We start from the raw sequence: 12,520 nt of genomic DNA on the forward strand, positions 1-12,520 counted from the left end.
GCGCGCGTACGGTCACCGCGCCGTCACACGGCCTGGAGGACCAGCAGGGCCAGATCGTCCTCCGGCGGTCGCTCACCGAACTCGTGCACCAGACGCCGGATGCGCTCGGCGATCGGTTCCGCGGCGAGTCCCGCGCAGTCGGCGAGGACGGCGGCGAGTCCGTCGCCGTCGTCGAACTGGCGGGTGCCGCAGCGCCGTTCGGTCACCCCGTCCGTGACGCACAGCAGGGTGTCGCCGCGGGTCAGTTCGAAGGTGTCGCAGCCGTACGTCTCGTCCTCGATCACGCCGAGCAGGGTCTGCGGGCGCGCGACGGTCCGGACGTCTCCGTCCCGGGTGAGGACCAGCGGCAGCGGATGCCCGGCGCTGGCCAGGGTGCAGCGCAGGCCGCCGTCGACGAGCGTGAGTTCGCCGAAGAGCAGGGAGAGGAAGCGGTTCTGCGGGGCGTCACCGGAGGCCGGGGGCCGTCCGCCCGCGGCGGCCAGGACGCGGGCGGCGGCGTCGGCGGCCTCGGTGGCGTCGTCGAGGAGGAGCTGGTTGAGGCGGTCCAGGACGTCGGCGACGCCGTAGCCCTCGCGGGCCAGCAGCCGCAGCCAGGGGCGGGCGAGCCCGATGACGACGGCGGCCTCCGCCCCTTTGCCCTGGACGTCGCCCACCGCGAAGCACCAGCGCCCGTCGCCGGTCGGGAAGAGGTCGTAGAAGTCGCCGCTCGGGCCGCCCTTGACGCACGGCTCGTAGACGAGGGCGCTGCGCACCCCGGGGATCTCGGCGACCGCGCCGGGCAGCAGCCCGCGCTGGAGCACGGCGCTGATCGTCGCCTGGCGGGCGTACTGGCGGGCCGCGCCGATACCGAGGGCGACCCGGCGGCTCAGGTCCTCCACCAGCCCGGTGATCTCGTCGGGGAAGCGGGGCAGCCCGGCCCGCCCGATGACGAGCGTGCCGAGCGGACGGCCCCCGGCGATCAGCCGGTAGGCGAGCGCCGCGCCCTCCGTCGCACGCGGACCGAGGGCCTGTGCGGGCCAGGGGTAGGGGACGGGGCCGGAGCGCAGGTCCTCGGTGGCGCCAGGCGGGTCCTTCTCCAGGACCCGGCGCAACTCCTCGATGTGGTTCTCACTGCCGTGCCAGACGCGGGCGAGGCGCGGGCCCGCCGCTCCGGTGCTGTCGTTCCAGCCGCCCCCGGAGCCCCACCGGGCGGTGGACTCGTCCTCCAGCCACACCGCGCACCAGTCGGCGAGCCGGGGCACGAGCAACTGCCCGGTGAGCGCGGCGACCAGGTCCTCGTCGAGCTGTCCGGCGAGCAGGTCGGAGGCCTCGGCGAGGAAGGACAGCGCGCCGCGGCCCAGCCACTCGCGGTCGCGCTCGGCCCGCTGGGCCTCGGGGGCGAGGATCTCCGCGAGCCCGGGGCCCGGCTCCGCCTCGTACGGGTCCGCCTCCCGCGCGGCCTCGGCGGGCAGCCGCGCCCACACCGTCTTGGCACCCGTGCGATAGCTGACGCCCCACTCCTCGGCGAGCGCGGCAACGAGCCGCAGTCCCCGGCCGTACTCCGGCGCTTCGTAGGTGACCTCGGGGCCGTGGGCGCGGGGGGCGCGCGAGGGGTGCTGATCGGACACCTCCACGGCGCACGCGCCGGTCTCCGGCTCGAACCGCACGGCCAGTTCGACCTCCGTGCCCGCGTGCACCACGGCGTTGGTGACCAGTTCGCTGACGACGACCAGGACATCGTCCGCGAGCCGTTCGGGAACGCTCAGGCCGAGGTCCCGCCAGTCCATGAGCGCGGCGCGCGCCAACGCACGGGCGGATCCCGGGGCGAGCGGGCTGCCGGGCAGCGTCGTCCGCACGTCGCTCCACGCCGCGTGTCCCGCGCGCCGCGGCGCCGCCGGATCACCGGCGCGGGCCCCCGTCTCCCACTGCGTCGGAATGGCCCCCATCTACCGCTCCCCGAGCAATCGGACGAAAGGTCGGTCGTTGCAGACAGGGTGACAGACCGGGTGCGTCTATATGCACGGAGTTACGGAAGTGATGCGCTGGAGGCCCGAATCAGGGGGTGTGCGTGATCAAGAACGAACAGAAGACGGCCAGTTGGGAGCAATGCGATCACCGTGAGGGTGAGCGCGTGCGCGGAGGCGGGATGCCGGACCCGCACCCGGCATCCCGCCTCCGTGGTCACACCGTGCGGCTCATCCCTCGCGGGTGCCCGCGTACATCTCGTCGATCAGGTGCTTGTACTCGCGTTCCACCACGGGCCGCTTCAGCTTCAGGCTCGGGGTGACCTCGCCGTGCTCCACGTCGAGGTCGCGCGGCAGGAGGCGGAACTTCTTGATGGTCTGCCAGCGTTGGAGACCTTGGTTGAGCTGCTCGACGTAGCCTCCGACCATCTCCACCGTGGCGGGCGCGGCGACGACGTCCGCGTAGGACCTGCCCTCCAGGCCGTTCTCCCGCGCCCACTCCAGAAGGGCCGGCTCGTCGAGGGCGATCAGCGCGGTGCAGAAGTTCCGGTCGGCGCCGTGCACCAGGATGTTGGAGACGTACGGACACACCGCCTTGAACTGACCCTCGACCTCGGCGGGCGAGATGTACTTGCCGCCGGACGTCTTGATGAGGTCCTTCTTGCGGTCGGTGATGCGCAGATACCCGTCGGGGGACAACTCGCCGATGTCGCCGGTGTGGAACCAGCCGTCGGACTCCAGTACTTCGGCGGTCTTCTCCGGCAGCCCGTGGTAGCCCTGCATGATGCCGGGGCCGCGCAGCAGGATCTCGCCGTCGTCCGCGATACGCACCTCGGTGCCGGGCAGCGGCTTGCCGACCGTGCCGGTGCGGTAGGCCTCGCCGGGGTTCACGAAGGAGGCGGCGGAGGACTCCGTGAGGCCGTACCCCTCCAGGATGTGGATACCGGCACCGGCGAAGAAGTAGCCGATCTCGGGCGCGAGGGCGGCGGAGCCGGAGATACAGGCGCGCAGGTTGCCGCCGAACGCCTCGCGGATCTTGGCGAAGACGAGCGCGTCCGCGACCCTGTGCTTGGCGGCGAGACCGAAGGGCGCCGCATGGGCCCCGGTGCGGCGGAAGGTGTCCTGGGTGACCTTGGCGTACTCGCGCGCGACCTCGGCCGCCCACTGGAAGATCTTGTACTTGGCGGCGCCACCGGCCCGCGCCTTGGCCGCGACCCCGTTGTAGACCTTCTCGAAGATGCGCGGCACGGCCGCCATGTACGTCGGCTGAACGACCGGCAGATTCTCGATGATCCTGTCGACGCGGCCGTCGACGGCGGTGACATGCCCCAGCTCGATCTGGCCGGAGGTGAGGACCTTGCCGAAGACATGCGCGAGCGGCAGCCACAGATACTGCACGTCCTCGGCGGTGAGCAGCCCGGTCGCGGCGATCGCCTTGGCCATGTACGACCAGTTGTCGTGCGGCAGGCGCACGCCCTTGGGGCGGCCGGTCGTGCCGGAGGTGTAGATCAGGGTGGCGAGCTGGTCGCTGGTGATCGCGCCGACCCGCTCCTTGATCAGCTCGGGGTGCGACGCCAGATACGCGGCGCCGCGCTTCTCCAGCCCCGCGAGGGTGAGCACCCGGTCGTCGGTCTCGACGCCCTTGGGGTCGATCACCACGACATGGGTCAGCTCGGGCAGCTCCTCGCGCTTCTCCTCCGCCTTGGCGAGCTGCCCGGCGTTCTCCGCGATCAGCACCTTGCTCTCGGAGTCGGCGAGGATGAACGCGGATTCGTCGGCGTTGGTCTGCGGATAGACCGTCGTCGTGGCCGCACCGGCGCACAGGATGCCGAGGTCGGCGAGGATCCACTCCACGCGCGTCGAGGAGGCCAGCGCCACCCGCTGCTCGGGCCGCACCCCCAGCTCGATCAGTCCGGCCGCGATCGCGTAGACCCGCTCGGCGGCCTGCGCCCAGCTCAGCGACTTCCAGTCGTCCGGGCCCTGGCCGGAGGCGGGCGGTACGGGGTAGCGGTAGGCCTCGGCATCCGGCGTGGCCGCCACACGCTCCAGGAAGAGGGCCGCGACGGACGGCGGACGGTTCTCGATCAAGGTCTGTGTGTCGCTCACGACATCCTCCGGGGCCCGCGACGGTGGTACGGCGGCTCAGTTCGGCTTGGTACGGCGGCTCAGTTCGGCTGTACCGCGTTTCGGCTGTAGTGCGTTCGCAAGCAGTTCTTAACTCGCGAGTAACTCTGGAGCACGGATCAGAGTAGAGGCCGACCGGCCGGTACGTAAGGGGCGGCAGGCCCTGGCTTCGCCCAGAGGTGCTCGTTCCATGCAACGGGGCCCGCCGCGCTTTCGCACGACGGACCCCCGTTCCGGACGGATTGCCCGGTCTTGCCCTATGCCTACTTCTTGGCCTTGCTCGATCCGCCGCTGTCGTCGCTGGAGAGCACGGCGATGAAGGCCTCCTGCGGGACCTCCACGGAACCCACCATCTTCATCCGCTTCTTGCCTTCCTTCTGCTTCTCCAGCAGCTTCCGCTTACGGGAGATGTCACCGCCGTAGCACTTGGCGAGGACGTCCTTGCGGATGGCGCGGATGGTCTCGCGGGCGATCACCCGGGAGCCGATGGCGGCCTGCACCGGCACCTCGAAGTTCTGCCGCGGGATGAGTTCCTTCAGCTTGGCGACGAGCCGCACGCCGTACGCGTACGCCTGGTCCTTGTGGGTGATCGCCGAGAAGGCGTCGACCTTGTCGCCGTGCAGCAGGATGTCCACCTTGACCAGGCTGGAGGACTGCTCTCCGGTGGGCTCGTAGTCGAGGGAGGCATAGCCGCGCGTCTTGGACTTGAGCTGGTCGAAGAAGTCGAAGACGATCTCGGCGAGCGGGAGGGTGTAGCGGATCTCGACGCGGTCCTCGGAGAGGTAGTCCATGCCGAGGAGGGTGCCGCGGCGGGTCTGGCACAGCTCCATGATCGCGCCGATGAACTCGGTGGGCGCGAGGATCGTGGCACGCACGACCGGCTCGTACACCTCGTCGATCTTCCCCTCGGGGAACTCGCTCGGGTTCGTGACCGTGATCTCCTCGCCGTCCTCCATGATCACGCGGTAGACCACGTTGGGCGCGGTGGCGATCAGGTCGAGCCCGAACTCGCGCTCCAGCCGCTCGCGGATCACGTCGAGATGCAGCAGGCCGAGGAAGCCGACGCGGAAGCCGAAGCCGAGGGCGGCGGAGGTCTCCGGCTCGTAGACGAGCGCGGCGTCGTTGAGCTGGAGCTTGTCGAGGGCCTCGCGCAGGTCGGGGTAGTCGGAGCCGTCGAGCGGATACAGACCGGAGAAGACCATCGGCTTCGGGTCCTTGTATCCGCCGAGGGGCTCCTCGGCGCCCTTGTGCTGGCTGGTGATCGTGTCACCGACCTTGGACTGGCGGACGTCCTTCACGCCGGTGATGAGGTAGCCCACCTCGCCGACGCCGAGGCCGTCGGCCGGACGCATCTCGGGCGAGCTGACGCCGATCTCCAGCAGCTCATGGGTGGCGCCGGTGGACATCATCCTGATGCGCTCGCGCTTGTTGAGCTGTCCGTCGACCACACGGACGTACGTGACCACGCCGCGGTAGGAGTCGTACACCGAGTCGAAGATCATCGCGCGGGCGGGCGCGTCCGCGACGCCGACGGGGGCCGGGATCTGGTCGACGACCTTGTCGAGCAGCGCCTCGACGCCCAGGCCGGTCTTGGCCGACACCTTGAGCACGTCGTCCGGCTCGCAGCCCACCAGGTTGGCGAGTTCCTCGGCGAACTTCTCCGGCTGGGCCGCCGGCAGGTCGATCTTGTTGAGGACCGGGATGATCGTGAGGTCGTTCTCCATCGCCAGGTAGAGGTTGGCGAGGGTCTGGGCCTCGATGCCCTGGGCGGCGTCGACGAGGAGGACGGTTCCCTCGCAGGCGGCGAGCGAACGCGAGACCTCGTACGTGAAGTCGACGTGTCCCGGGGTGTCGATCATGTTGAGGATGTGCGTCCTGCCCGGATCGTGGGTCGGGGCCCAGGGCAGACGCACCGCCTGGGACTTGATCGTGATGCCGCGCTCACGCTCGATGTCCATGCGGTCGAGGTACTGAGCGCGCATCTGCCGCTGGTCGACGACGCCGGTCAACTGGAGCATCCGGTCGGCGAGCGTGGACTTGCCGTGGTCGATGTGCGCGATGATGCAGAAGTTGCGGATCATCGCCGGGTCGGTACGGCTCGGCTCGGGCACATGGCTGGGGATCGCGGGCACGCAGGGTCCTGATTCTTGAGGCGTCCGCAGTGTCTGCGGTCTCGGGTCGGATCTATACGTAGCCTCCATGGTCCCACGCGCGAGAGGCTGCGACCGGTTTGGGCGGCCCGAAAGGCGACTGGTAGCCTGGGCCACTGTGTCTCTTGCCCTCTCAGCGCGAGGCACGGTCTGAAGAAATCACCGGCACGGGAGACGGTCCGTCCCCCGTGCCTGAACCTGTAAAGGCTCATTCGTGGCGAACATCAAGTCCCAGATCAAGCGGAACAAGACGAACGAGAAGGCGCGCCTGCGCAACAAGGCCGTCAAGTCCTCGCTCAAGACCGCGATCCGCAAGGCTCGCGAGGCCGCTGCCGCGGGTGACGTCCAGAAGGCCACCGAGCTCCAGCGCGTCGCCGCGCGTCAGCTCGACAAGGCTGTCTCGAAGGGCGTCATCCACAAGAACCAGGCCGCCAACAAGAAGTCGGCGCTGGCCACCAAGGTCGCGGCCCTCAAGGGCTGACACTTGATTTGACGCCGGAGGGAATCGAGCGGGCCCTCTCTCATCCGCTCCCCTCGGCACCCCGGGTTCGTACGCGGCCTGCGTTCGCCACGCGGGTATGAACCCACAAGCTTGACCCGAAGACCCCTCGACCCGTCCTCCCCAGGACGGACGGGGGGTCTTTGGCGTGTGGGGGCCCTTTGGCATGCGAGGGCTTTGGATTGTGGGGGCGCGGCTGCGCTGGATCTGGGGCCTGGCGTGCAGGGGATCCGGCTGACAAGAGGTCCGGCTCGGAGAGATCCGGCATCCAAAGCGCCCGGCTCACAGGGCCCGCTGTCCATGAGGGCCCGCTGCCTCGCAAGAGGTCCGGCACGGAAGAGATCTGGCTCGGACGAGACCCGACCCCAAAGGGCCCGGCTCACGGAGGCCCGCAGCCCATAAGGGCACGCTGGCTCGCAAGGGGCCCGGCTCGGACGAGATCCGACGCCCAAAGGGCCCGGCTCACAAGGGGCCCGCAGCCCATGAGGGCCCGCTGGCTCGCAAGAGGTTCGGCTGGGGCCGGGGCACGAGGCGCCCAGCACGGCAGGGGCCTGGCGTCCGAGCGGTCCCGCGCGCCGAGGCCCGGCGGACTGCAGACGTGAGGTTCGGGGTGCGACCCCGTGGTGTTACGCCCGGCCTCTGGAGCGTGCTGCTGCTCGTGCGATGGTCACGACGGCCTTCTCCAGGGCGTACTCCGGGTCGTCTCCGCCGCCCTTGACGCCCGCGTCGGCCTCGGCCACCGCTCGCAGGGCGATCGCCACGCCGTCCGGGGTCCAGCCCCGCATCTGCTGGCGCACCCGGTCGATCTTCCACGGCGGCATCCCCAGCTCACGGGCAAGGTCCGCGGGACGGCCGCCGCGCGCGGAGGACAGCTTCCCGATGGCCCGCACGCCCTGCGCGAGGGCGCTTGTGATCATCACCGGCGCCACGCCCGTGGCCAGCGACCACCTGAGCGCCTCCAGCGCCTCCGCCGCCCGGCCCTCGACCGCCCGGTCGGCGACCGTGAAGCTCGACGCCTCGGCCCGGCCCGTGTAGTACCGCCCGACCACCGCCTCGTCGATGGTGCCCTCGATGTCCGCGACAAGCTGGGACACCGCGGACGCCAGCTCCCGCAGATCACTGCCGATCGAGTCGACCAGCGCCTGGCAGGCCTCGGGCGTCGCCGACCGCCCGTGCGTACGGAACTCGCCCCGGACGAAGGCCAGCCGGTCGGCCGGCTTCGTCATCTTGGGGCAGGCCACCTCCCGCGCACCCGCCTTGCGCGCGGCGTCGAGCAACCCCTTGCCCCTGGCGCCGCCCGCGTGCAGCAGCACCAGCGTGATCTCCTCGGCGGGCGAGCCGAAGTACCCCTTGAGTTCCTTGATCGTGTCCGCCGACAGGTCCTGTGCGTTGCGTACGACCACGACCTTGCGCTCGGCGAAGAGCGACGGACTGGTCAGCTCCGCGAGCGTGCCGGGCTGCAACTGGTCCGAGGTCAGGTCCCGTACGTCCGTGTCGGCGTCGGCGGCCCTGGCGGCGGCCACCACCTCCCGCACGGCACGGTCGAGCAGCAGGTCCTCCTGGCCCACGGCCAGGGTGACAGGGGCGAGGGGGTCGTCATGCGCGGTCTTCTTGGCCATCACCGACAGCATCCCACGCCCCACTGACAGCCCGGCCCTCGCGCCCACCCCTCACACCCCGACCCCAGCAGCGCCCCGCGCTCCACAGCCCTTCGCCCCCGCCACGCACGGCCGCACCCCAGCGCACCCCGCCGCACACGGCCGCACCCCGGCGAACCCCCGGCTCACGGCTCCTCGCGCCAGCCGTCCCACTCCCCCGCGAACGCGTCCAGCGACTCCGCGTCCAGCAGCCCGTCCTCGTCGTCCAGCACCACCAGCCACTGCGCGTCCTCGGCATCGTCCTCACCGGCCAGGGCATCGCGCACGATCCGCGGCTCCTCGTCCAGGCCGAACCGCTCCCCGAGCGCCTCCGACGCCTCTTCCGCGGCATCGCGGTCGGGCAGCACCAGCACATGTCTCACATCGCTCACGGGGCCATTCTCCGGCACGCCCCCGGCGGCGAAGACACAGGTCAGCCCTTGGCCTCAGCCCCTCGCCACGGCCAGCCTCCGGCCCTCCCCGACGACGGCGATCGCCCCGTCCTGGTCCGTACGCAGCACCAGCGCGCCCGTGTCCCGCAGCGCCGCGAGCGTGCTCGGTGCCGGATGCCCGTACGGGTTGTCCCGGCCGACCGACACGAGCGCGAGCCGTGGCGCCACGGTCCGTATGAGCTGCGGATCCTGGTACGCCGACCCGTGATGCGCGACCTTGAGCACGTCCACGGGCCCCAGCCCGGCACCGGCCGGTGACCTCAACAGCTCCTGCTGGGCGTCCGGTTCGAGGTCCCCGAGCAACAACAGGGTGAGCCCCGCCGACCGTACGAGCAGGGTGACGCTCGCGTCGTTCGGACCCTCCGGGGGCAGGGCCGGTTCCGGTGGCGGCCACAGCACCCGCCAGTCCAGCGCCCCGGTGCGCCGGTGCTCCCCGGCCACGGCGCGCAGCACCGGAATGCGCCGGGCGGCGGCCTGTGCCCGCACGGCCGCGGCCTGGTCCGCCGGTTCCGACAGCCCGGTCGTCTCGATCGCGCCCACCGAGCGCCCGCGCAACACCCCCGCCACGCCCGCCACATGGTCGGCGTGGAAGTGGGTCAGCACGAGCAACGGGACGCGGGTGACGTCGAGCCGGGTCAGACAGCGGTCGACCAGGGCCGGATCGGGTCCCGCGTCCACGACCACCGCCGTGCCGTCGCCCGCCGCGAGCACGGTCGCGTCCCCTTGACCCACATCGCACATGGCGAACCTCCAGCCCGGCGGCGGCCACCCCGTGAGCACCCGGGGCAGGGGCGGCGGCTGCACCACCACGAGCAGTAACGCCAGGGCACAGGCACCGGCCGCCCAGGGGTGCCGAAGCAGCCGCCGCCCGACCAGCACGACGAGCCCCGTCATCGCGGCGAGCAGCAGCGCCCCCGGCCAACCGCCCGGCCAGTCCACTCCCCCGCCCGGCAGCGACGCCCCCGTGCGCGCGATACCGGCGATCCACGCCACCGGCCAACTCGCGCCCCAGGCCAGCACCTTGGCGAGCGGCATCACCAACAGCGCGGTCGCGAGGGCGGCGAAGCCCAGCACCGTCGCGGGTACCACCGCGAACTCCGCGAGCAGGTTGCACGGCACCGCGACCAGGCTCACCCGCGCCGACAGCACCGCGATGACCGGGGCGCACAGCGCCTGCGCGGCAGACGCGGCGGCCAGTGCCTCGGCCAGACGCGGCGGCACCCGGCGCCGTCGCAGCGCCGCACTCCAACGGGGGGCGACGGTGAGCAGGGCTCCGGTCGCCAGCACGGAGAGCAGGAAGCCGTAACCGCGGGCCAGCCAGGGGTCATAGAGCACCAGCAGCAGAACCGCCGCCGCCAGTGCGGGAAGCAGGGTTCTGCGGCGCCCGGTCGCGAGCGCCAGCAGGGCGATCGCTCCGCAGGCCGCGGCCCGCAGCACGCTCGGCTCCGGTCGGCACACGACGACGAACCCGAGCGTGAGCCCACCACCGAGCAGCGCCGTCCTGCGCAACGGAATGCCGAGCCGCGGCGCGAGCCCACGGCGCTCGGCGCGCTGTGCCAACTGCGCGGGGCCGATGAACAGGGCCAGCAGAACAGTGAAGTTGCCCCCGCTGACGGCCAGCAGATGCGCGAGGTCGGTCTCCTTGAAGGCCTCGTCCAGCTCGGGCGTGACCCGTGCGGTGTCCCCGACGACCAGCCCCGGCAGCAGCGCCCGCGGATCGGGGGCGAGCCCTTCCGTCGCCTCCCGCAGCCCGGCGCGCAGCCGTCCCGCCCAGCGCTGCGCGCCGCTCGGCTCCTCCACCACCTCGGGCGGGCCCGCGCCCCGCACCCGGACCACGGCGGCGACGCGATCGCTTCCGGCCAGTGGAGGTGCCAGCCGCGCGCTCACCCGCACCCGCGTGGAGGGCAGCAGCGCCGACCAAGGCCTGGACCCGGCCTTGTTCACGGTCTCCGCCGAACCGCTCGTCCCCGTCCCGCCGTTCACGTCGGCGATCACCAGGACCGGTGCCCGGGTCTTCGTCACCGTGCCGTCCGGCTTCCGCAGGCGCCGGATCTCTCCGTCGAGCAGTACGGCGACCGGCGTCATATGGTCGCCCTTGACTCTGGGCCGGGTGAACCGCGGATCGGCGGTGACCTCGATCTCCGCCGTCACCTCGGCGTACTGACGCGCGAGCGCCGGGACGGGTCCCCGTCGCAGGTCCGCGCCGTGCAGCCCGGCGGAAGCACCGGCCGCGGCGACACAGAGCAGCACGGCCGCGACGGACACCTTCGGCCAGGCGCCTCCGGACCGACGGCCTGTCCCGGCGTCACCACGCCTCCGCTGCCGCCGCACCACCAGCAACCCGCCCGCCACCGCGAGGCAGACGAGGACCACGCCGGTGACCCACTCGGGCGGGGCGTCCAGCGCCCAGGCCGCCGTCGCCCAGGCCGCGAGCGCGGGCGGCACCAGTCGCAGATCCGTCGGGCGGTCCTGCCGGGGGTGCGGATCGCCCAGGGTGGCGGCGGGGCCAGTGGTCCGCGAAGTGCGCCCGTCCCGAGGCGGAGCCTGCGGCACGCCCGTGCCACTCGCCTCCGGCCCCCTCACGGTCGTATCCCGCCCCCTCATGGCCGTATCCAGCCCGCTCACCGTCGTATCCGGCCCCCTCATGGCCGTACGAGATTCCGCAGATCGGCGAAGCGGCGTTCGCCGATGCCGTTGACCGAGCGGAGATCGTCGACCGAGCGGAATCCGCCGTGCTGGGTGCGGTAGTCGACGATGTGCTGGGCCAGGACGGGGCCCACGCCCAACAACGCGTTGAGTTGCTCCACGGTCGCCGTGCTGAGCGACACCGGACCGGCGGGAGCGGCGCCACCCACGACCGGACTCGCGGGGCCCGGCGCGGGAGCGGGGCCGCCGACCACGATCTGCTCGCCGTCCACCAGCAGGCGGGCGCGGTTGAGGCCGGTGGTGTCGGTGCCCGGACGCACGCCGCCCGCGGCCAGCAGGGCGTCCGCGACCCTGGATCCGGCCGGGAGGGTGAGCAGGCCTGGCTTGCCCACCTTGCCGGTGACGTCCACGACCACCGCACCGCCCGCTGCCGCGCCTCCCACCCCCGCGCCTCCCACCCCCGCGCCACCCGCCACCACACCGCTCCCGGCCTGCGATCGCGCCCCCGTCGCATCACCCGGCTCTGCCCTCCGCCCGGCTTCCCGCACCTCGTGCGGTGCCGCCGCGCGCACCTCCTCAGGTGCCCGTACCTGCTCGGTCCGCCCGGCCCAGAAGTGCTGCACGGCAAGGACGGCGGCGAGCACGAGCAGCGCGCTCAGCGCCACCACGCTCTTGCGCTCCAGCCCGCACCTCGCCTGGAGCCACAGCGGCAACCGCTCCCGCACGGCGGGCCCGACCCGTTCTTCCCAGGCCGCACCCGCCGCCCCGGGCACCGGGACAGCGCCGCCCACCGCGATCGGCGGCCCATGGCCCGACTCCCGCCGCTCCTTCACCCCTTGTACGAAGAGTGCCTCCGCGCGCAGGCGCAGGGCGTCGGCGGTCGGGGCCCGTTCATGCCGCCGGGCGCGGCCTCGCGCATGCCGCAACCGGTGGCGTGCACGCCCGTCGGAGCCGGGTGCGCGGCCGGGGCCGCTCGTGAGTGCGGCGGTGGAGACGTGGGTGCGTGATCGAAGTGCCATGCGCCGAGCATGCGGCACATCACCGACTTCGCGATGATCTTGTTCAATTC

General features: G+C 72.1%; 8 protein-coding genes. 1 reads left to right on the forward strand and 7 read right to left on the reverse strand.

All coding sequences use genetic code 11. The features are described 5' to 3' along the window. Window positions 1–23: 23 nt before the first annotated feature. From ACZ60T_RS22065 to lepA, 3 genes are all read right to left on the reverse strand, one after another. Complete coding sequence (locus ACZ60T_RS22065) at window positions 24–1,925, reverse strand: SpoIIE family protein phosphatase (RefSeq protein WP_469667411.1); 1,902 nt, start codon at window positions 1,923–1,925, stop codon at window positions 24–26. Between the two features lie 249 nt (window positions 1,926–2,174). Beyond that, a complete protein-coding gene (locus tag ACZ60T_RS22070; RefSeq protein ID WP_469667412.1) occupies window positions 2,175–4,049 on the reverse strand; it encodes an AMP-dependent synthetase/ligase in 1,875 nt (624 codons plus the stop codon). Window positions 4,050–4,330: 281 nt separating this feature from the next. Next, window positions 4,331–6,199, reverse strand: a complete 1,869-nt coding sequence (gene lepA / locus ACZ60T_RS22075; RefSeq protein WP_469667413.1) for a translation elongation factor 4 — start codon at window positions 6,197–6,199, stop codon at window positions 4,331–4,333. A gap of 232 nt (window positions 6,200–6,431) precedes the next feature. On the opposite strand from lepA, the gene rpsT reads away from it, so the two are divergent. Then, on the forward strand, window positions 6,432–6,698 hold the full coding sequence (gene rpsT / locus ACZ60T_RS22080) for a 30S ribosomal protein S20 (protein WP_365619274.1): 267 nt from the start codon (window positions 6,432–6,434) through the stop codon (window positions 6,696–6,698). A gap of 644 nt (window positions 6,699–7,342) precedes the next feature. Here the strand turns inward: rpsT and holA are convergent. From holA to ACZ60T_RS22100, 4 genes are all read right to left on the reverse strand, one after another. Further along, the gene (gene holA, locus ACZ60T_RS22085) at window positions 7,343–8,335 is read right to left on the reverse strand and encodes a DNA polymerase III subunit delta (protein ID WP_469667414.1); all 993 of its coding nucleotides are present in this window, start codon (window positions 8,333–8,335) and stop codon (window positions 7,343–7,345) included. Window positions 8,336–8,499: 164 nt separating this feature from the next. Continuing rightward, a complete protein-coding gene (locus tag ACZ60T_RS22090) occupies window positions 8,500–8,745 on the reverse strand; it encodes a hypothetical protein (RefSeq protein ID WP_365619272.1) in 246 nt (81 codons plus the stop codon). A 54-nt stretch (window positions 8,746–8,799) separates the two neighbouring features. Continuing rightward, complete coding sequence (locus tag ACZ60T_RS22095; protein WP_469667415.1) at window positions 8,800–11,409, reverse strand: ComEC/Rec2 family competence protein; 2,610 nt, start codon at window positions 11,407–11,409, stop codon at window positions 8,800–8,802. Between the two features lie 38 nt (window positions 11,410–11,447). Then, the gene (locus ACZ60T_RS22100; RefSeq protein WP_469667416.1) at window positions 11,448–12,470 is read right to left on the reverse strand and encodes a ComEA family DNA-binding protein; all 1,023 of its coding nucleotides are present in this window, start codon (window positions 12,468–12,470) and stop codon (window positions 11,448–11,450) included. Window positions 12,471–12,520 lie beyond the last annotated feature (50 nt).

This window comes from Streptomyces sp. NPDC104371 (genome assembly GCF_055583785.1).